Source organism: Gemmatimonadaceae bacterium (assembly GCA_040882285.1).
Taxonomy (GTDB): domain Bacteria; phylum Gemmatimonadota; class Gemmatimonadetes; order Gemmatimonadales; family Gemmatimonadaceae; genus JACDCY01.
Genome location: JBBEBQ010000005.1, coordinates 473602 through 493583, shown reverse-complemented (window position 1 = coordinate 493583; position 19982 = coordinate 473602). Strand labels below are relative to the sequence as shown.

The 19982-nt window shown below is 67.7% G+C and carries 23 protein-coding genes; 16 read left to right on the top strand and 7 right to left on the bottom strand.

Annotated elements, in window-relative coordinates; genetic code table 11:
* From WEA80_03190 to gpmI, 4 genes are all read right to left on the bottom strand, one after another.
* Nucleotides 1–423: a 6-carboxytetrahydropterin synthase gene (locus tag WEA80_03190; protein MEX1185570.1), complete on the bottom strand. Its 423-nt coding sequence runs from the start codon at nucleotides 421–423 to the stop codon at nucleotides 1–3.
* A 112-nt stretch (nucleotides 424–535) separates the two neighbouring features.
* Nucleotides 536–1033, bottom strand: a complete 498-nt coding sequence (locus WEA80_03185) for a BON domain-containing protein (GenBank protein ID MEX1185569.1) — start codon at nucleotides 1031–1033, stop codon at nucleotides 536–538.
* Nucleotides 1034–1046: 13 nt separating this feature from the next.
* Nucleotides 1047–1751 carry a hypothetical protein gene (locus WEA80_03180; GenBank protein MEX1185568.1) on the bottom strand — a complete coding sequence of 235 codons (705 nt, stop codon included), beginning with the start codon at nucleotides 1749–1751 and terminating at the stop codon, nucleotides 1047–1049.
* On the bottom strand, nucleotides 1738–3264 hold the full coding sequence (gene gpmI, locus WEA80_03175; GenBank protein MEX1185567.1) for a 2,3-bisphosphoglycerate-independent phosphoglycerate mutase: 1527 nt from the start codon (nucleotides 3262–3264) through the stop codon (nucleotides 1738–1740). Before gpmI ends, WEA80_03180 begins: the two co-directional genes overlap by 14 nt.
* A 50-nt stretch (nucleotides 3265–3314) precedes the next feature.
* Between gpmI and WEA80_03170 the strand changes: the two genes are divergently transcribed.
* The 11 genes from WEA80_03170 (at nucleotide 3315) to WEA80_03120 (ending at nucleotide 13233) form a co-directional block, all read left to right on the top strand.
* Entirely contained in the window at nucleotides 3315–3935 is a 621-nt protein-coding gene (locus WEA80_03170; protein MEX1185566.1) for a hypothetical protein, read from the top strand.
* A complete protein-coding gene (locus WEA80_03165; protein ID MEX1185565.1) occupies nucleotides 3932–4663 on the top strand; it encodes a hypothetical protein in 732 nt (243 codons plus the stop codon). The genes WEA80_03170 and WEA80_03165 overlap by 4 nt, the downstream gene beginning before the upstream one ends.
* 1 nt (nucleotide 4664) lies before the next feature.
* Nucleotides 4665–5519 carry a L,D-transpeptidase gene (locus WEA80_03160; GenBank protein ID MEX1185564.1) on the top strand — a complete coding sequence of 285 codons (855 nt, stop codon included), beginning with the start codon at nucleotides 4665–4667 and terminating at the stop codon, nucleotides 5517–5519.
* Nucleotides 5520–5625: 106 nt separating this feature from the next.
* A complete protein-coding gene (locus WEA80_03155; protein ID MEX1185563.1) occupies nucleotides 5626–6669 on the top strand; it encodes a D-Ala-D-Ala carboxypeptidase family metallohydrolase in 1044 nt (347 codons plus the stop codon).
* A 24-nt stretch (nucleotides 6670–6693) separates the two neighbouring features.
* Nucleotides 6694–7035, top strand: a complete 342-nt coding sequence (locus WEA80_03150) for a DUF2281 domain-containing protein (GenBank protein MEX1185562.1) — start codon at nucleotides 6694–6696, stop codon at nucleotides 7033–7035.
* A 36-nt stretch (nucleotides 7036–7071) separates the two neighbouring features.
* Nucleotides 7072–7545 (top strand): DUF1232 domain-containing protein, encoded by a 474-nt coding sequence (locus WEA80_03145; GenBank protein MEX1185561.1) that lies wholly within the window; start codon nucleotides 7072–7074, stop codon nucleotides 7543–7545.
* Nucleotides 7546–7805: 260 nt separating this feature from the next.
* Entirely contained in the window at nucleotides 7806–9278 is a 1473-nt protein-coding gene (gene guaB / locus WEA80_03140) for an IMP dehydrogenase (protein MEX1185560.1), read from the top strand.
* Entirely contained in the window at nucleotides 9275–10741 is a 1467-nt protein-coding gene (locus tag WEA80_03135) for an amino acid permease (protein ID MEX1185559.1), read from the top strand. Before guaB ends, WEA80_03135 begins: the two co-directional genes overlap by 4 nt.
* Nucleotides 10728–11762, top strand: a complete 1035-nt coding sequence (locus tag WEA80_03130) for a DHH family phosphoesterase (protein ID MEX1185558.1) — start codon at nucleotides 10728–10730, stop codon at nucleotides 11760–11762. The genes WEA80_03135 and WEA80_03130 overlap by 14 nt, the downstream gene beginning before the upstream one ends.
* 64 nt (nucleotides 11763–11826) lie before the next feature.
* Nucleotides 11827–12096, top strand: a complete 270-nt coding sequence (locus WEA80_03125; GenBank protein MEX1185557.1) for a NifU family protein — start codon at nucleotides 11827–11829, stop codon at nucleotides 12094–12096.
* On the top strand, nucleotides 12097–13233 hold the full coding sequence (locus WEA80_03120) for an Mrp/NBP35 family ATP-binding protein (protein ID MEX1185556.1): 1137 nt from the start codon (nucleotides 12097–12099) through the stop codon (nucleotides 13231–13233).
* Here WEA80_03120 and WEA80_03115 read toward each other — a convergent pair.
* The 3 genes from WEA80_03115 to WEA80_03105 all read right to left on the bottom strand — a co-directional run bounded on the left by WEA80_03115 (nucleotide 13230) and on the right by WEA80_03105 (nucleotide 15488).
* Nucleotides 13230–14150 carry a hypothetical protein gene (locus WEA80_03115; protein MEX1185555.1) on the bottom strand — a complete coding sequence of 307 codons (921 nt, stop codon included), beginning with the start codon at nucleotides 14148–14150 and terminating at the stop codon, nucleotides 13230–13232. The genes WEA80_03120 and WEA80_03115 overlap by 4 nt on opposite strands.
* Nucleotides 14147–14725: a hypothetical protein gene (locus tag WEA80_03110; protein MEX1185554.1), complete on the bottom strand. Its 579-nt coding sequence runs from the start codon at nucleotides 14723–14725 to the stop codon at nucleotides 14147–14149. The genes WEA80_03115 and WEA80_03110 overlap by 4 nt, the downstream gene beginning before the upstream one ends.
* A gap of 163 nt (nucleotides 14726–14888) precedes the next feature.
* Complete coding sequence (locus tag WEA80_03105) at nucleotides 14889–15488, bottom strand: sigma-70 family RNA polymerase sigma factor (protein ID MEX1185553.1); 600 nt, start codon at nucleotides 15486–15488, stop codon at nucleotides 14889–14891.
* Nucleotides 15489–15545: 57 nt separating this feature from the next.
* Here WEA80_03105 and WEA80_03100 point away from each other — a divergent pair, with 57 nt between their 5' ends.
* The 5 genes from WEA80_03100 (at nucleotide 15546) to WEA80_03080 (ending at nucleotide 19970) form a co-directional block, all read left to right on the top strand.
* Complete coding sequence (locus tag WEA80_03100; GenBank protein ID MEX1185552.1) at nucleotides 15546–16367, top strand: ubiquinone/menaquinone biosynthesis methyltransferase; 822 nt, start codon at nucleotides 15546–15548, stop codon at nucleotides 16365–16367.
* A 1-nt stretch (nucleotide 16368) separates the two neighbouring features.
* Nucleotides 16369–17847, top strand: a complete 1479-nt coding sequence (locus WEA80_03095) for a menaquinone biosynthesis decarboxylase (protein ID MEX1185551.1) — start codon at nucleotides 16369–16371, stop codon at nucleotides 17845–17847.
* Nucleotides 17844–18743, top strand: a complete 900-nt coding sequence (locus WEA80_03090) for a UbiA-like polyprenyltransferase (GenBank protein ID MEX1185550.1) — start codon at nucleotides 17844–17846, stop codon at nucleotides 18741–18743. The genes WEA80_03095 and WEA80_03090 overlap by 4 nt, the downstream gene beginning before the upstream one ends.
* The gene (locus WEA80_03085; protein MEX1185549.1) at nucleotides 18740–19378 is read left to right on the top strand and encodes a flavin prenyltransferase UbiX; all 639 of its coding nucleotides are present in this window, start codon (nucleotides 18740–18742) and stop codon (nucleotides 19376–19378) included. Before WEA80_03090 ends, WEA80_03085 begins: the two co-directional genes overlap by 4 nt.
* Nucleotides 19379–19496: 118 nt before the next feature.
* Nucleotides 19497–19970 carry an SgcJ/EcaC family oxidoreductase gene (locus WEA80_03080; GenBank protein ID MEX1185548.1) on the top strand — a complete coding sequence of 158 codons (474 nt, stop codon included), beginning with the start codon at nucleotides 19497–19499 and terminating at the stop codon, nucleotides 19968–19970.
* Nucleotides 19971–19982 lie beyond the last annotated feature (12 nt).

Genomic DNA, 19982 nt, shown 5'->3' with positions numbered 1-19982 from the left:
CTAGTCTCCGGTGTACGTGGCGCTGAGCGTCGAGTCTTCCGCGACGGTCACGCGTGTCACGGACGCGCGTCCGTTCAGCCGCTGCTGCACGCGCGCAAAGATGAAGCGCGCCAGATTCTCCCCGCTCGGGATCAACTTGCCGTCCGCGAACTCCGGCACGTCGGCGTTGATGTTGCGGTGGTCGAACCGGTCGCTCACTTCCTCGCGCAGGATCGTGTCGAGCGCGCCGAGGTCTACCACAAAGCCCGTCTCCGGATCTATCTCGCCGGAGACCGTGACCTCGCACGCGTAGTTGTGGCCGTGGTAACTGAGTCGCGAGCAGGAGCCGAAGACCTCGAGGTTTTTCTCCTCGGACCAGTCGGGCCGGCGGTACCGGTGTGCCGCGGCGAAGGTAACGCGGCGGGTGAGGCTTGCGAGGGGCACTGGAATGGTGACTGGTGACTAGTGACTAGTGACTAGTGACAGCGGTACATCCGGAGACTGGGATAGTAGCGTTGTGGTAGTCACTAGTCACTAATCACTAGTCACCACTTAGTCACTGCCGCTCCGGCGGTGCCTCATCCCGTCCCTCGGGCGTCGGCCCGCTCGGCGGCGTCCACGGCGCGCCGCTCTCGGTGGCTTCGCTCGCGTCGGTCGTGCCGAAGAGCTCGGTGTCCACATCCTCGGCCAGATGCTCCGCTTCGTCGCTGGACTGCGGCGGCCGGTCGCCGAACATCCTCCCTTCGTGCATCTCCTCGTTCGCGATGTGATCGTCGATGGCTTCGGGACTCTCCGCCCGCCGGATGGGATCGACCACGATCTCGTTGTCGTACTCCGTGAGGCCGAGGCCGTCGCTCAGGATGTGATCGGCGATCCGGCGCTCGCCGTCGGTCCCGACGCGGCCGGACACCCGCACGCGCCCGTCCCGCACTTCCACCAGCAGATCGTCGGCGTCGATCGCCGTGTCGTCCGCCAGCCGGTCGCGCACCAGGCGGTGCAGCTCCTGGTCGTCCAGGTCCCGGATCTCGTCCGTGTTGTCGAAGTCGTGCTGCATTCCTGCTCCCGTGTCAGCGGAAGAACAGGTACGACGCTCCTATCGTCAACGCGACGTTGTTCTTCCAGAAATTTGTCGACTGCCGCGGGCCGACGACGGACGTGCCGTCCGACGTCGTAGCGTAGTACGCGGGCGGGTACTCCAGCCTGTAGAGATACGCGTCCAGTCCCAGCCGCAGCGCGAACCGTCCGCCGGGCACGTACCGCAGGCCGGCGCCGTAGGTAATCGCAAAGGGGGTGCCGAACCGGTACGGGTCGCCCTCGACGTCCTTTCCGCCGCTCACCACGCCGATCCCGGCGTTGACGGTCGGGACCAGCCGGCGCCAGCTCTTCTGGCCCGTGAGGTTGACCGATATCCCCGCATCCAGCATGTACAGCGGCGCGGAGTGGACGCCCAGGTCGCGCGAGTCGGCGGGCTGCGAGGGGTCGACCGCGCGGCGCTCCGAGTCCACGTACGCGAGGCGGAACATCAGCTGCGCCGGCCCGCCGACGCGCAGCTCGTACCGCAGACCGGCCATCGGCCCGCCCTGCGGCGCGACGCCGGCCGGATCCTCGCCGGCGTTGTACATCCCGCCGAACAAGGTCAGCTCGTGCTTGTACTCCAGGTCGCGGAATGGCGAGCGCTCCGGCGGATATCCGACCTGCGCGTGCGCGGACGCGGGAGCGGCGAGCGCGATGCACGCGAGCGCCGCGATGACGAACGATTCAGTCGAGTTCACGAAGGTCAACTCCGGTCATTTCCTGAGGCTTGTCGATACCCATCATCGCCAGCAAAGTCGGTCCAACGTCGCACAGCGCGCCACCCTGCCGCAGAGGCCCGGGGTCGGCGCCGTACAACACGATCGGCACCGGGTTGGTGGTGTGCGCCGTGTGCGGACCGCCCGTCGCCGGGTCGATCATAAGCTCGGCGTTGCCGTGGTCCGCGGTAACGATCAGCCGCGTCCCCGTCCGGTCGCACGCCTGCACGACGCGGCCGAGACATTCGTCCACGGCCTCCACCGCGCGAATAGTAGCGGGAATGGAGCCGCTGTGCCCGACCATGTCGGCATTGGCGAAGTTGCACAGCAGGAAATCGTGCGACTTCCGGTCGATCGCGCCGCACAGCGCTTCCGAGACTCCGTGCGCGCTCATCTCCGGCTTGAGATCGTACGTCGCGACCTTCGGACTGGGAATGAGCACGCGATCCTCACCGCGAACCGGCGGCTCGTTGCCCCCGTTGAAGAAGTAAGTCACGTGCGGATACTTCTCCGTTTCCGCCGTCTTGAGGATCGATCTCTCGCGCTCGGCCAGCACCTGCACCACGATCCGCGCCATCGACTGCGGCTCGAACGCGACCGGGAGATTGAAGCGCGGGTCGTACACGGTCATCGTCGTGACCGACACGTCGGGGCGGTGCCGCGCGTCGAACCCGTCGAAATCCGGCTCGATCAACGCGCGCACCATCTGCCGCATCCGGTCGGACCGGAAGTTGAAGCAGATCACCGCGTCGCCGCTGCGCATCGGCGCGCGGGGCGTGCCGTGGTCGGCGATCACCACGGGCAGCATGAACTCGTCGGTCAGCCCGGCGGTGTACGACGCGAGCACGGCGTCGCGCGGGTCGGAGACCGCCGGACCGGCGCCCTGCACGGCCGCCCGATAGAACAGCTGCGTTCTGTCCCAGCGGCGGTCGCGGTCCATGCCGTAGTACCGGCCGCCGATGCTGGCGATGAACGCGCGCCCGCGCGCGTGCGCGATCAGCTCGTCGAGGTACGCCAGCCCGGACGTCGGCATCGTGTCGCGCCCGTCGAGCAGCGCGTGAATGGCGACGCGCCTCACCCCCGCGCGCTCGGCGAGATCGATGAGCGCGAACAGATGCCGGTCGAGCGCGTGCACCCCGCCGCATCCGACGAGCCCCATGAGGTGCAGCGTCGCATCGCGCGCCCTCACCTGCTCGCACGCGGCCACGAGCGCCGGATTCGTGAAGAAGGACCCGTCCTCGATGGACGTGTTGATGCGCACGAGGTCCTGCATCACCACGCGGCCGGCGCCGAGGTTCAGGTGGCCTACCTCGCTGTTGCCCATCTGCCCGTGCGGCAGTCCAACCCGCAGACCTGACGCCTCGAGCAGCGTCCTTGAGGGAAGCGACCAGAGGCCGTCCCACGCGGGCGTGGTGGCGAGGGCGATCGCGTTACCCTCACGGGCCTCGCGGAAGCCCCATCCATCGAGAACGACGAGCGCGACAGGGCGGTTCAAAGTGATATTGGCGGGGTATGCTGACGGTGATATGTTCGACCGCCCGTGAGTTGCTCAATCTAACCCGGATTCATCTGCCCTCTCCAGCGATCCAGCTGCTTCTCGTCGCCGTGCTGGTCTCGGCCCACCCGGCTCAGGCCCAGGACACGATCCGGCCGCCTGCGACGCGGACCGTGATTCCCGCTCGCCCGGCCGTGCTGCGCGCCTCGCCGGACGGCAGGCCCACCGCGCGCGTCGACACGAGCGCGCGGCTCGAGGTGCTCGCGCGCGACCGCAACTGGCTCCGGGTGCGGACCGAGGGATGGGTCCTCGCGACCGACATGCTCCCGGCGGACTCCGGCGAGCTGACTCGCATGAGCGCGGCGGACCTGCGCGCGGACTCGGCGGGCAGCCGCGGGAAGCTCGTCCGCTGGGCGGTCGAGTTCGTCGCGCTGCGCACGGCCGATCCGCTCCGCAAAGGGCTCGTCGACGGCGAGCCGTACATCCTCGCGCAGGGTCCCGGCGAAGAGCGCTCGCTGCTCTACATCGCGGTTCCGCCCTCGCTGCTCGGCATGGCTCGTGCGATCCCGCCGCTCGCGCAGCTCACCATCGTCGCCCGGATACGTTTCGGCCGGAGCGACCCGATCGGCGTTCCGGTGCTCGATCTTCAGGCCCTCACCCGCGCTCAATGACCGATCCCGATTCCGACCGCAGACAGGGTGAATTCCGCAGCGACCGGCGCCGCGCCGGCTGGCGCGACTTCAGGCGCAGCTACCCAGGGTTCATCTTCACGATGGTGCTCGGCGTCGCCGCGCTCATCGCGATCGACGGCTGGCTCGTGTACAAGCGATTCGCGTACACGAAGGAAGTCGAGCGGCTGCGCGCGAGCATGAGCGCGGCGGAGCGGCAGAAGACCGATCTCATCATCGCCGCGGAGCAGGACAAGCTGCGCATGGCGGTCGAGCTGGCGCGCAGGCAGGCGCAGCTCGCCAAGCGCATTCACCTGTCGATCCCCGTGGACAGCGGGCGGATATACCTCGAGCGCGAAGGCGCGATACTCCGGGAGATGCCCGCGGAGGTTGGACCGGAGCGCTCGGTCGGAACGCCGCCCGACACGATTCACATCGCGATCCCGCGCGGCGAGCGCACGATCGTCGAAGTTCTCGCCGGCGAATCGTGGAACGTACCCGCGTGGGTGTACGCGGACAGGAAGCTCCCGGGATCAGGGGGCCCGGTGCGGGGTGCGCTCGGACCGATAGCGTTGCTGCTTGACGGCGGCACCGTGATCTATTCGCTGCCGAGCGCCGGTCCGCTCGCGGATTCGTCGTACGTGCTACCCGGAAGCGTGCGCGCGAGCGAAGCCGATCTGAAGGCCATCGTAGAGAACCTTTCCCCCGGTACGAAGGTATTCTTCTACTGACATGTCCATCGTAGACGCATTCAGGTTCGGCGGGCGCAACGCCTGGCTCCTGGTCGGCGGATTCACCGTCGCCGCGGCGCCCAGCGCCGTGCTGGTGACTCGCACCGCGGAGCTCCGGTACGAGCGCGACGTCAACCGCATGGTCTTCAACGACAACCTCGGCGTGCTCGAGGAAGTCAGGGCCAAGATCGGCACGACCACCGACAGCCTGAAGAACGTGCTCGCCGCTGCCCCCGTCGCGGCCGCCGACCAGCCGTACATCGTGATCAGCATCGCCGAGCGAAAGCTCTGGTTCAAGCGCGGTCCGGAGACCCTGTTCCAGGCGCCGGTCGCGACCGGGAGCGGGAAAGAGCTCGTCAGCGGCACCAACCGGTTCCGCTTCCAGACTCCGCGCGGACGGCTCGTGGTGCGGCTGAAGGAGGTAGATCCCGCGTGGGTGCCGCCCGACTGGCACTACATCGAGCTGGCGCGGAAGCGCGGACTCGGCGTGGTGAAGCTGGCGCGCAACGAGAGCGTCCCGACGGGCGACGGCGGGATGATCTATACATCCGGCTCCGAGCTGGTGAAGCGCTCGGCCGGCGGCAGCGTCGTGTCGCTCGGAGGAGGGCGGGAGGATCGTGAGGTCGTCGCCGGCGGGAACATCATCATCCCGCCGTTCGGCACGAACGCGCGGCGGTACGAGGGCGTGCTCGGCACGCGGCGGCTCAACCTGGGCGACGGCTACGGGATCCACGGGACGAACAAGCCGGAGACGGTCGGCCGGGCGGTCAGCCACGGCTGCGTCCGCATGCGGAACGAGGACATCGAGCGGCTGTTCGAGATGGTCCCGGTGGGGACTCCGGTGTACATCTACTGACGCAAAGTCCTCGATCCGAAGTCGCGGCAAAATGACGTAACCCGGCGCAGCACTAAATCGTCTTTTGTTTACGCCTCCAAAGCCCTAACCAACTATCTTTATCCGGATGTCTTTGAATACGCCCGACAGGCGCAGGCGGCCGCCAAGTCGCGCGGCCAGACGGCCGCGCTCCAATGCCAGGGAAAGCGTCATCACGCTCGTCCTGTTCGTCGTGGCCGCCGTCGGGGTCATTCAGTTCTACGCCGGCCGCAGCGCCGCAATGTCGCCGTTCGGCGGCTTCCTGAAGCCCCGCCCCATGATCGTCGCGAGCCCCTCGATGGACGCGTACGGAGCGAGCGGGGAAGTGAAGGTCAGGTTCGTGATGCCGGGCGAGACGCTCGAGTATCCGCTCCAGATCCAGGGCGATCCGAACGGTCTCTCGTACACGTGGGTGAGGCTGGGCGACAGTGTCACAGTGGCTCCTCCAAAGCCGCTCGGCGGCGCAATCCTCGACGGACCGCAGAAGCCCGGCTTCTACCGTGTCGTGCTGATCAGGGGAAGCGAGCGTCGGGTGATCGACGGCCTGGCCGTCGCGGTGCTGATGCCGTTCGAGCAGAAAGTCGGTGGCATCCTGAACGGCTACCGGATCGGCACGTACCTGAGCGAGAAGGTCAGCGGCAACCGGCCTCCGCCCGAAGGATTCATGGAGATCATGCCGGGCGATCTCGGGCTGAGCATCACCAAGCACCTGCGCGTGCGCGACTTCGTGACGCACGACAACCAGAAGTCGTGGCCGCGGTACGCCGCGGCGAGCCCCCGCCTGCTGGACAAGCTCGAGCTGGTGGTGAGCGAGATTCAGCGCTGGCACGGAGGGGAAGTCGAGTTGGCGCTGGACGTGAGATCGGGATTCCGCTCGCCGGATCACAACCGCAGGATCCGCCGCGCCGCGCGCGATAGCCGGCATCAGTACGGCGACGCGGCCGACGTGGCGATCGACGTGAATGGGGACGGCAAGTTCACCGCGTCGGACAACCAGATGCTCGGCCTGGCCGTGGAGATCGTGGAGCTGAAGCACCCGCATCTCGCCGGCGGGCTCGGCCTGTACTCGCGGGGCAGGACTCCGTATGTGCACATCGACACGCGTGGGAAGAAGACTCGCTGGCGCGGCTGAGCCCGCCCCGGAGTGAACGACATCATGCGCGAGCGGATCGTCCGCAAGCTCGACTCGCTCCCTGACGATCGCGTGTACGAGATCCTCGATTACATCGACTTTCTCGAATCGAAGTACGCCCGCCGCGCCGAGCCCGCGCAGAACCCGATCCAGCGGCTCGCCGAGAACGTCGAAGACACCCTCCGGGCCGGCAAGGTGTCCGCCGGGGCCATCGCCGGGACCATGAACATCCTCAGCAAGGCGGCGGGCGTGATCAACGGTGTCGCGAACGTTGGCAAGTCTGTTGCAACGGACGTGGTCAACGTGGTGACGAAGCCGTCGTCGCCGCCGCCGCCAGCGCAGTCGCCGCCGTCAGGCCGCGAGTAGCGCCCAGCGCGGCGTACGGACTACCCGGAGAGCGCCGTGAGCACGCAAGCAGAGAGAGCAGCAGCCCGCAGATCCAGACAGAAGCGCGCCGCCCGCAAGACGGCCCGCGGTGACGAGCAACGGCCGCGCACCGGCGCCAAGCGCGCCGTGGCCGACACGATCGCGCAGCTCCCGAACTTTCTCCGGCTGCTGTACGGGCTGATCACTGATCCGCGCGTGAACGGCGTCGACAAGCTCCTGGTGGGCGCCGCGGTCGCGTACATCCTGATGCCGCTCGACATGATGCCGGACTTCATCCCGTTCTTCGGGGAAGTGGACGACGTGTTCGTGCTCGTCATGTCGCTCAAGCGGCTGATCGCTAATGCCGGGCGGTCGGTGGTGCTGAACCACTGGAGCGGCGACGCGGCGTCGCTGGATTCCATGAATCTTCAGCATGTGCTGATGGCGGCTGCGTTCTTCCTGCCGCGACGAGTCCGCCGGAGGCTTCGGGCTATTGGGAGGCCGCTGTAGGTCCAGGAAGGCTGACGGGGAATCCAAGTTTGGAGTGTGGCAGTTGGGAGTTGTCAGTCAGGAGTCACTCCCAACTGCGGACTCCGTACTGCGACACTCCGAACTTGGATTCCCGTTAACCCCGCTCCCACGCCACTAGCGCAGTCTCGAAGGTCGCCGTACCTTTGGCTATGGCACCCCAGACTCGTCACACAAAGCGACCCGCGGCCCCGGCACCCCCGACGCGCGGGTCTTCGCGTATGGAGGACCCGGAGCCCGACGTGGTAGAGACCGGGCATGAGCGCGTCCGCGCCCGCGTGGCGCTGACGTTCGACGACGTCCTCCTCACTCCCGGCCACTCCCAGGTCCATCCGCGCGACGTCTCCACGGCCTCGCGCGTCACCCGCGGCATCACGCTCAACATTCCGCTCCTCTCGGCGGCGATGGACACAGTCTCCGAGTCCGAGATGGCGATCGCGATGGCGCGGGCGGGCGGCATGGGTGTGATCCACAAGAACATGTCGGTGGATCGCCAGGCCGCCGAAGTCGACCGCGTCAAGCGCTCCGAGAGCGGGATGATCCTCAACCCGATCACGCTGTCCCCGGAGGGAACGCTCCGCGAAGCGGTCGGGATGATGAACCGGTTCAAGATCTCCGGCGTCCCGATCGTCGACACCGCGGGCCAGCTCGTCGGCATCATCACCAACCGCGATCTCCAGTTCCAGCGGAATCTCGACCGGCCGCTGAGCGAGGCGATGACCGCCGAGGGGCTGATCACCGCTCCGCTGGGCACGACGCTCGACGAAGCCGAGCGAATTCTCGGCGAGCACAGGATCGAGAAGCTGCCGGTGATCGACAAGGACGGGCGGCTCAAGGGGCTCATCACCGTCAAGGACATCCACAAGCGGCGGCAGTTTCCGAACGCCAGCAAGGACAGCCATGGCCGTCTGCGCGCTGCCGCGGCGATCGGCGCCATCGACTTTCGCGATCGGGCACGCGCGCTCGTGGACGCCGGCGTGGACGTGCTCGTCATCGACACGGCACACGGCCACAGCGAGGGCGTGCTGCGCGCGACGGCGGAGGTGCGGGAGATGTTCCCCGACGTGCAGCTCGTCGTCGGCAACGTCGCCACGCGCGAAGGCGCGGCTGCGCTCGTCGAGCGGGGCGTGGATGCCGTGAAGGTCGGCGTCGGCCCGGGATCCATCTGCACCACCCGGGTCGTGACCGGCGTGGGCGTGCCGCAGCTCACCGCGATCTTCGACTCGGTCGAGGGCGCGGGCGACGTGCCCGTCATCGCCGACGGCGGAATCAAGTATTCCGGGGACATCGTCAAGGCGCTCGCGGCCGGCGCGTCCACCGTGATGATGGGCTCGATGCTCGCGGGCACGGAGGAGAGCCCGGGCGAATCGATCCTGATGGAAGGGCGGCGCTTCAAGATGATCCGCGGCATGGGCAGCCTCGGCGCCATGCAGGACGGAAGCGCCGACCGCTACTTCCAGGAAGGCGAGATGTCGGCGAAGAAGCTCGTGCCGGAGGGCATCGAGGGGCGCGTACCGTACAAGGGTCCCGTGGGCGACGTCGTGTTCCAGATGGTCGGCGGGCTGCGGAGCGGCATGGGGTACGTCGGCGCGCGGACGATCGAAGTCCTGCGGACCGAATCGAGATTCGTACGCGTGACGGCGGCCGGGCTGCGCGAATCGCACCCGCACGACGTGACCATTACCCGGGAAGCGCCGAACTACTCGACCACATGAGCCTGTGGACCCGGAAATCAATCGGGTTGCTGCAGGCCGAGGCTGCCGGGGAGGGAATCGAGGAAGGGCAGACGCTGCGCCGGGCGCTCGGCCCGCTGAATCTGACCACGCTCGGCATCGGCGCGATCTTCGGCGCCGGGATCTTCGTGCTCACGGGGACGGCGGCAGCGCAGTACGCGGGACCCGGGATCGTGTACTCGTTTCTGCTGGCCGGCACCGGCTGCCTGTTCGCGGCGCTGTGCTACGCCGAGTTCGCTGCGATGATCCCGATCGCGGGCAGCGCCTACACCTACGGCTACGCGACGCTCGGCGAGTTTCTCGCCTGGATAATCGGGTGGGACCTGATCCTCGAGTATCTGTTCGGAGCCGCGACCGTGGCGGTCGGCTGGTCCGCATACTTCGGCGCGTTCATGGGGGAGCTGGGCGTGAATCTTCCGGCGCAGCTCGTCAACTCCCCGCTGGCGTACACCGATGGCGAGTTCACGCGCACCGGCGCGATGGTCAATCTTCCGGCGGTGTTCCTCGTCGCCTTCATGACGGCGCTGCTCGTGATCGGCATTCGCGAGTCCGCGCGGGTCAACAATCTGATGGTGCTGGTCAAGGTCGCGATCGTGCTGCTCGTCATCGGCTTCGGATTCATGTACGTGAATCAGGCGAACTGGCACCCGTTCGTGCCGGCGAACACCGGCCGGTTCGGCGAGTTCGGCTGGAGCGGCGTCGTGCGCGGAGCGGGCGTCATATTCTTCGCCTACATCGGGTTCGACGCCGTGTCCACCGCGGCGCAGGAGGCGCGTAATCCGCGGCGCGACATGCCGATCGGAATACTGGGCTCGCTCGCGATCGTTACCCTGCTGTACGTCCTCATGGCGCTGGTGCTCACGGGGCTCGCGAGCTACACGCTGCTGAACGTGCCGCATCCGGTCTTCGTCGCCATTCAGAGCGCGGGCCCGAGCCTGGCCTGGCTCCGGCCGGTCGTGAACATCGGAGCCATCGCCGGGCTCGCGTCGGTCGTGCTGGTGTTGCTCATGGCGCAGCCGCGGATCTTCTACGCGATGGCGCGCGACGGCCTGCTCCCGCCCGTGTTCGGCAAGGTGCACCCGCGCTTTCGCACCCCCTACGTCACCACCATCCTGACGGGCGCGGTGGCTGCGGCCGTCGCGGGAATCTTTCCCATCGGCGTGCTGGGCGAGCTGGTCTCCATCGGAACGCTGCTCGCGTTCGTCATAGTCAGCGCCGGCATTCTCGTGCTGCGCTACCGCGAGCCGAACCTGCCGCGCCCCTTCCGCACGCCGCTGGTGCCGCTCGTCCCGATCTTGTCCATCCTGATCTGCGGCTACATGATGGTGAGCCTGCCGCTCGGCACCTGGCTCCGTCTCCTCGTATGGATGGCGCTGGGACTGCTGCTTTATTTCATGTATGGGAAAGGCCACTCCAAGCTCGGGCGGATCGATGCGGCTGGCTGATCTGCTCGCCATCCCCGACGCGCGCCGCTCGGCGATACAGCACCTCGCGCGGGAGTTTCGCGCCGGCCGGCCGGTCGCGCTCTCGACCCACATCAACTCCGACGGTGACGGCTGCGGCTCCGAGGTCGCGCTCGCCCACCTGCTGACCCAGCTCGGCATCGAAGCCAGCATCGCGAACCCCACGCCGTGGCCCGCGATGTTCGACTTTCTGCTCGGCGACGACGTGCGCAACGAGTCGAACGACGCCGAGAGGACGATCCGGAAATCCGATCTCATCGTCGTGCTCGACATCAGCGATCTGCGGCGGCTCGGCCAGCTCGGCCCGGTCGTGCGCGCGTCGCAGGCGACCAAGATCGTGATAGACCACCACCCGTCCGAGATGGCGATCACCGAGCTCGCGCTGTGCGACACGGCCGCGTGCGCGACGGGCGAGCTGATCTACGATCTCGCCGCGGTGCTCGACCTCGAGCTCACGGCGCCGGTCGCGGAGGCGCTGTACGTCGCGCTGCTGACCGACACCGGGGGCTTCAGGTTCAGCAACACGAGCGCGCGCTGCCACGCGATCGCGGGCGCGCTGCTGGCCGCGGGCGTGGATCCCGAAGCGATGTATCGGCGGATCTACGCGTCGGTGCCGATCGGCCGGCTGCATCTTCTGCGCGACGCCCTGGCGACTCTCGAGGTGGACCCCGACTACGGCATCGCCTGGATCTCAGTGGAAGCCGGTGCGCCCGAGACTCACGGGCTCAAATCGGAGGACCTGGACGGGATCGCCGAGCACCCGCGGTCGGTCGCCGGCACGAAGCTGGCCGTCTTCTTCCGCGACCTCGGCCACGGCAAGGTGAAGGTGTCGTTCCGCAGCGCCGGCGAGGTGGACGTGAACGCGTTCGCCAGGGAGTTCGGCGGCGGCGGCCACGCGAAGGCGTCGGGCGCGCTGATCGCGGGGACCCTGGAAGAGGTCCGGCACGACGTGATCACCGCGGCGCGGGTGTTCCTGGAAAAGCACGGCGCTGTTGGCTCTTAGCTGTTGGCTGTTAGCTGGGCCAACAGCCAATAGCCAACAGCCAACAGCTAGCTATGTTCCGGCTATGGCCTTCCGACGATCGAAGACGGCTGCCAACATCGAGAAGCAGATCGAGCGCGAGATCGAGTCCCTGGCCCCAATGCTCAAGCTCGAGTCCTCCGCGCTCCGGCTCGACCGCTTCGACGCATCCGAGAAGGTCGTGTACCTGGAGATCAGCGGGGACTGCCCCGACTGCGACATGAAAGCTGCAACTTTCGTGGAGGGGATCGAGGCGCACCTCCGCCGACGGATCCCCGGGATCGCGGGCGTTCGAGCTTCCGCGCGGCCGCGCTAGGTGGCGGCCCAGTCTCTCCAGGAGCGCATAGCTGGCGCGCTCGTCCGCGTGCGGAACGCCCGCCTCGGCAGTGACATCGTGTCCGCCGAGCAGGTGCGCGACGTCGCGACCACGACCGATGGACGCGTCCGCCTCACCCTGCTGCTCGATCCCGCCGACGACGCCGGACTCGTTGGTCGGGTCCGCTCGGCCGTCGCCGGGCTCGAAGGAGTTCGCGACGTGCGTGTCGACGTGAAGGATTCTTCCACCGCCGCCGCGGCTGCCGCGGCCGCCGCCGCCGCGCCGCCGCGGGAGAAGAAGCCGGGCGCCGGACGGTCGCTCCCGGTCATGGGTCAGGAGCCTCAGTCGCAGCGCGCCGCGGTCCCGGCTCCGACGCCGGTGGCGTATCCGAACCTCGGCCACATCATCGCGGTGTCGAGCGGCAAGGGCGGCGTGGGCAAGTCCACCGTCGCCGCCAACGTCGCGGTGGCGCTGGCGCAGACGGGCGCGCGCGTCGGGCTCATGGACGCCGACATCTACGGCCCCAACATCCCCGCGATGCTCGGCGTGAACGAGCAGCCGGAAGTACGCGGCGAGAAGATCATCCCGCTCGAGGCGCACGGTGTGAAGGTGATGAGCCTCGGCTTCCTCATGGAGCGCGATCAGCCCGCCATCTGGCGCGGTCCCATCATCATGAAGATCATCACGCAGTTCCTGCGCGACGTCATGTGGGGCGAGCTGGACTATTTCATCGTCGATCTCCCGCCGGGAACCGGCGACGCGCAGCTGTCGCTGGTGCAGGCGACGCATGTGGAGGGATCGCTGATAGTCACGACGCCGCAGGAGGTCTCCACCGGCGACGCGCTCCGCGGCGCGAAGATGTTTCAGCGCGTCGGGGTGCCGGTCCTCGGCATCATCGAGAACATGAGCTACTTCGAGTGCCCGCACTGCAACGCGGAGACGACGATCTTCGGGTCGGGCGGAGGCGAGCGGCTCGCGAAGGAGCTCGGCCTGCCGCTGCTCGCGCGGATCCCGCTGTACGGCCGCGTGCTCGAGGGCGGTGACACCGGCAAGCCGATAGTGCTGGCCGAGCCCGATTCCGTCGCGGGGAAGGCGCTACTGGATCTTGGGCGACGGCTCGTCGATCTGATCGGCTAGCGGGCTTTCGCCGGGCGCTTGGCCGCGACAACCCCGCCGACCGGAGTCGGGGTCTGCCACGCGAGCTCTTCCCGCGTGTGCGTGGCGGGCGGGACGTATTCCGCGGCTCTGACCGGCTTGTGGGCGCGCACAACCGCTCCGAGACCGGCCGTCACGGCCACCGCCGTGACGGTTACCGCGATGGCGCGCAGGATCAGAGCGGGCGTGCTGCTCCACGTCATGGCGGCCGCGGCGAGCCAGGGCACCAGAAAGAGCAGGAGTCCCGTGATCAGCCCGCCGAGCGCCGCGCCCCGCTGCGACATGGAGCGCTGCTTCGGTCCCATGACCGCCATTCCGCTGACCTGCGCCACGGCGAAAAAGCCGAGCGCGGCGATGCCCATCCACATCAGCAGGAACGCCACGATCGCGAAGGGGATCAGCAGGATGCCGATCAACGTGACGGTCAGGAGTATGAGCAGGACGATCAGCGCGGGAATCGTCGCGAGGTCGACGATCAAACCGGTCACGAGCGCGTTCACGGGATCATCACCGAGCGTGTCGGTGATGCGCCGCAGCTTCTCCGGCGCGAACACCAGCACGCCGAGTCCCAGCAGCAGGAGTACAGCCGACCAGGCGAGCGTGAGCTTGAGTGCGCGCACGGTTGCCTGGCCAGGCGGAAGCGGCGGCGCGCTGGCCCAGCCGCGCGCGTCGGCTATCGCTTCACGAAGCCCGGCGAAGATGAACGATCCCTTGAACGGGAATGCGGGCGCCACGCACGCGGAGTCCGCGGCGGCGCGGGTCGCAGCCGGCTGCGGTGCTGGCGGCTGTGTGGCGGTGCTCGGCGATTGTCCGGCCGGCGCGTCCTGCGCGCTTACACGCGAGAAGCCCCCCGCGAGCGTGAGCAGCGCGAGCGAGCATGCCAGGGCGAGGGCCCTCACGACCTGCTCTGAGCCGCCAGGAGTCGCGAAGCTCGGCTGATGCCGATGATGCTGGCTATCGCCGCTACGGCCACGATCGACGAGAGCGTGAGGACCATCGGCGCTCCGCCGGTCTGCAATGTCTCGACCGTGCGCGGACCGACGACCGCCGTCAGCGCGCCCAGCGCGGCCGCGGCGGCGCTGTCGTATATCATGCCGGCGAGCAGTATCGCGGAGTCGAAGCGGGAAGCGATCCACAGCGCCATCGTGGTCAGCGTAACGCAGCCCGTCAAGGCCGCGGCCGCGAGGGCGACGCGCACCGGACGATACCGCGGCACGAGCGCGCGAATCGTATTGCCGGCGGCGACGTGCCAGGGCTCGAAGACGTTCACCCGGGCCATCACCTTCTCCGCGAACAGCGGCGAGGGCGCGAGATGCGACAGGCTCTCGATCCGGGACATGACTGTGCGCGCCGACTCGAGCTCGAGCCGGCACTGGTCGCATTCCCTGACGTGGGCCTGGAGCTCGGGAACTCCAAATCCAATTTCCTCGTCTACGAGGAGATCGAATTCATCGGGTAGAAGGTGTCTGTTCATTGGGATATCCAGTTGGTCCTACGGGGGGTGTGCCGGGGTGGTTTCAAGGATGAAACGAAGCTGTTGGCTATTGGCTCTTGGCTATTAGCCAAAAGCCCCGGGTTCCCATTAATTCCGCTGTGCCAATAGCCAACAGCCAAGAGCCAATAGCACCGTTGATCAGTCACCGGACATCCTCCAGCGCTTTGCGGAGCTCATGTCTCGCTCGATGGATATATGTTTTTACCGTACCGAGCGGCAGATCCAGGGTCGCCGCGATCTCCTCATAGGAGCGGTCCTCGACGTGCCTGAGGAGGATGCAGGCCCGGTACTCCGGACGCAGGGCGGCCACGGCCTGCTCTATGGCTCCGCCCAGCTCCTTCGACTCCATCTCCTCCAGGGCCGACTGGTCCTTCGAGGCCACGGGGATCGCCGTGGATTCGGCTTCCGCGGTCGTCGTGGCGTACCGGGAGCCCTCCAGGCTGACCGTGTCCACCGTCCGCTTCCGGAGGTGATCGATCGCGACGTTGTTGGCGATCTTGAACAGCCAGCTGGAGAATTTGAACTCCGGCCGGTACCGGTCGATGTTGTTGAGCACCTTGATGAAGCTTTCCTGCGCCAGGTCCTCGGCGGTGTCGCGGTCGCGGACCATGCGGAACACCAGCGAGAAGACCGGCCGCTCGTACCGTCTCAGCAGCTCGCGGAAGGCGGCGTCCCGGCCCTGTTGCGCGAGCAGGACGACGTCGGCATCAGGCAGGTTCGCGAGATCGGGAAGTGGGGGCATGTAGAGCTGCGCGGAAGGTTGCACGCCCCCGCACGGCCAGTCAACTTTCCCCTCGCCATGCAGACAACCGACGCCGAGAGAGCGGCAGCGCGCCAGGGCGCGTCCGGACCGCTGACCGGCGACGGGAACGGCGAGAAGCGCGAGTACGTGCGGCGCATGTTCTCCGACATCGCGCCGCGGTACGACATGCTCAACCACATCCTCGCGCTGAACGTGGATCGCGGCTGGCGGAAGCGGGCGATCCGGGCGCTGGACATCGCGCGCGTCCCCGACGGCGTGTATCTCGACCTGTGCGCGGGCACGCTCGACATCGCGGCGCACATCGCGCGGCAGCCCGGCTTTCGCGGCCGCGTGGTCGGCGCCGATTTCGCGGAGCCGATGCTGCGCGCCGGGCTGCGGAAAGCCGGTCCGGCGGTTCATCCCGTCGCGGCCGACGCCGTGCGGCTGCCGCTCGCGGACGACAGCGTGGCCGGAGCGATCGTCGCGTTCGGAATCCGCAACGTCGCCGGGCTGGACGACTGCCTCGCCGAAGCGCACCGCGTGCTGCTGCCGGGCGGCCGGTTCGTGATACTGGAGTTCTCCACGCCGCGCGCGCCGGTGTTCGCCGGGCTGTACCGCTTCTATTTCCATCACGTTCTGCCGAAGATCGGCGGCGCGCTCAGCGGACACCCTACGGCGTACAGCTATCTTCCGAAGTCGGTGGACGCGTTTCCCGAGGAGGCCGAGCTGGCGCGGCGGATGCGCGCGCGCGGCTTCGTGGACACGAGCTGGACGAGCCTCACGTTTGGTATCGTGGCGATCCACGTGGGACTCAAGCCCGTCGCCAAATCCGCGCCCGAGGTGATTCGAATGACCGGCTCAAACGCAGGGAGCTTCTAGCATGGCGCTCGACACGCTGGGCGAGTTCATAGACGCGGTCGAGTCCGCGGGCGAGCTGGTGCGCGTGCGCGAGCCGGTCAGGGCGAAGCTCGAGCTGTGCGAGATCGCGGACCGCGCGATGAAAATGCCGGGGGGCGGACCGGCCCTGCTGTTCGAGAACGTGCTGCTCGACAACGGCGCCGTGTCGGAGTATCCGGTCGCGATCAATCTGTTCGGCTCCATGCGGCGGATGCAGCTCGCGCTCGGCGTGGAGAGCCTGGACGAGATCGGCGCGCGGATATCGGAGCTGCTGGAGATGAAGGTGCCCGAGGGACTGCTCGCGAAGCTGGCGCTGCTGCCGCGGCTGCTGGAGGTCGGCAAGTTTCCTCCGCGGCTGAAGGGCGGAAAGCCGTCGTGTCAGGACGTGGTTCTGCAGGGCGACGACGTGAACCTCGACATCCTGCCGATCATCACCTGCTGGCCAGAGGACGGCGGGCCGTACATCACGCTGCCGATGGTGATCTCGCGCGATCCGAAGCGCGGGATCCGCAACGTCGGGATGTATCGCGTGCAGAAGCTGAGCAGGAACACGCTCGCGATGCACTGGCAGCGGCACAAGGTCGGCGCCGCGCACTGGCGGGAGATGGCCGAGCGCGGCGAGCGGATGCACGTCGTGGTCGCCGTGGGGGGCGACCCCGCGTCGGTGTACTCGGCGTCGGCGCCGCTGCCGCCGACGGTGGACGAGTTTCTGTTTGCCGGCTTCCTGCGGGCGTCGCCGGTGCATCTGGCGAAGGCGGTCACGTGTGATCTGGAAGTGCCGGCGGACGCCGAGTTCGTCATCGAGGGATACATAGATCCCGCCGAGCCGCTGGTGACCGAGGGTCCGTTCGGCGATCACACCGGATTTTATTCCGAGGCCGATCTGTATCCACTGGTGCACGTGACCGCGATCACGATGCGGCAATCGCCGGTGTACGCGACGACGATCGTGGGCCGCCCGCCGATGGAGGACTTTTACCTGGGCCATGCGACGGAGAGAATTTTCTTGCCCTTGCTGCGGCTGACGCTGCCGGAGGTCGTGGATTATCACATGCCGGCCGAGGGGATCTTTCACAACCTCGTGTTCGTCTCGATAGACAAGCAGTTCCCGGGGCACGCGCACAAGGTGATGAACGCGCTGTGGGGGCAGGGGCTGATGGCGCTCGCCAAGGTGATCATCGTCGTGGACAAGGAAGTGAACGTGCGCGATCCCAAGGAGGCGTGGTGGATCGCGCTGAACAACATCGATCCGGAGAGGGACACGCGGTTCACGATGGGACCGATCGACGTGCTGGACCATTCGTCGCGCGCGTTCACCTACGGCTCCAAGATGGGGATCGATGCCACGCGGAAGTGGCCGGAGGAGGGCTTCACGCGCAACTGGCCGGCGCTGATCGAGATGGACGACGCGACCAAGGCGCGAGTGGACGCCATGTGGCCGCGGCTGGGAATTCGCGGATGACGGCGGTGCGGGAGGGGCAGACGTTCGGCGGCCGGTCGCTGCTCGTGCGATACGTGAACTTCGTGAAGCTGCCACACACGGTGTTCGCGCTGCCGTTCGCGCTGGTGGGCGCGACGCTCGCGAGCTACGTGGCGCCGGTGACGCCGGCGCTGTTCGGCTGGATCGTGCTCGCGTTCACCGCGGCGCGGTTCGCGGCGATGGGATTCAACAGAATAGTTGACCGCGAGCTGGACGCGGCGAATCCGCGCACGGCGACGCGCGAGATCCCGGCTGGCGAGCTGAGCGTGACGGCGGCGGGCGCGGCTGTGTTCGTCGCGTCGGCGCTGTTCCTGTACGCGTCGTATCGAATCAACCCGCTCTGCTTCGTGCTCGCGCCGCTCGCGCTGGGTTGGGTTCTTCTGTACAGCTACACCAAGCGGTTCACGCGCCTGTCGCACGTCGTGCTCGGGATAGGGCTCGCGATCGCCCCGGTGGGCGGGTATCTCGCGGTGACGGGGGCGTGGAGCACGCCGTGGTGGCTGCTGGTCGCGCTCGCGGCGGCGGTGGCGGCGTGGGTAGCGGGGTTCGACATCCTGTACTCGCTGCAGGACGTGGAGTTCGACAGGTCGCAGCGGCTGTACTCGATTCCCGCGGCGGTGGGCGAGTCGCGCGCGCTGACGCTGGCGCGAGCGCTGCACGCTCTGGCCGTGATCTGGCTGATCGCCGCGGGATTCGCGGCGGGCGCGGGGAGCCCGTACTGGGTCGGCGTCGGAGTCGTCGCGTTCCTCCTCGGCTACGAGCATTCGCTCGTGCGACCCGGCGATCTCTCCAAGCTCGACGCCGCGTTCTTCACGATGAACGGGGTGATCAGCATCGCGTTCTTCGGGTTCGTGCTGCTCGAGCGGATGCTGGCGTGAGCCAATCCGCCGACGCGCCGCTGATCTTCGCGATAACGGGCGCCTCGGGCGCGCCGTACGCGGTGCGGCTGCTCGAGCAGTTCGTCGCCTCGCGCACGCGGATATCGCTGATCGTCTCGGGGCACGGCTGGCGGCTGCTCGATACTGAATCTTCGATCGCCGATCTTCCGGCGCTGCGCGCGGCGGCCGGCGGAGACGCGGCTGCGTGGGATGCGTCGGTCACCGTGTTCGACGACGACGACCGGGGCGCCGCGCCGGCGTCCGGCTCGGCGCTCAGCCGCGGGATGGTGATCTGCCCGTGCTCGATGGGGACGCTGTCAGCGGTTGCGATGGGATCGTCCCGCTCGCTGATCGAGCGGGCGGCGGATGTGACATTGAAAGAGCGGCGGAAGCTGGTGCTCGTTACGCGCGAGACGCCGCTGAGCACCATCCACCTCGGCAACATGCTGCGGGTAGCGCGCGCGGGGGCCGTCGTCTTGCCGGCAGCGCCCGGCTTCTACAATCGTCCGCGCGAAGTCAGCGATCTCGTGGACTTCGTGGTGGCGCGCGTGCTCGACCAGCTCGAGATCCCGCACCAGCTCGGCAGCCGATGGGGTGGCGGGGCCAGGGCGACGCCGGACGCAAAAGGACCCTGAAGAACCTCCAGCAGAGGAACCGTTGCAGCCTCTAGTCGTTCTTCGCAGTATATCCATCGGAAGACGGACAGACTCAGTCATGACTCCAAGGTTCAGACCTTAACGCTGGAGCAGTCCCATGCATGCCAAAAGGCTCTTCATCGGTCTCGCGATCCTTCTTGCGGCCTGTGCGCGTGAGTCGTCGACCACTCGCGACCACGCTGCCGACAGCACAGCCGTTGCCGCTGCCATGGACGGCTACGTGTCAGCCCTTCGTAGCAGCGATGCAGCCGCAATTTCCGGGTTCTGGAGCGAGGATGCGGTGTACATCGCCCTTGGAGCGGCGACGATCCGCGGGCACGCGGCTTTCGATTCGCACGTGCGAGACACATTCGCGAAGATGCGGGTCACCGAAGTCACGGCCGAGGTCGACGAGACCATCGTAGACGGGGACCTCGCTTTCCAGACCGGCACTTTTTCGGAGACTTTACAGCCGACGCAGGGAGGCGCCGCGCAGACGATAAGCGGCCGCTTCCTGCTCGTCTGGCGGAAACAGGCTGATGGGACGTGGAAGATAGCGCGGGGCATCTCGACCGATCTGCCGGCGACCTAGCCGTGCATTTCG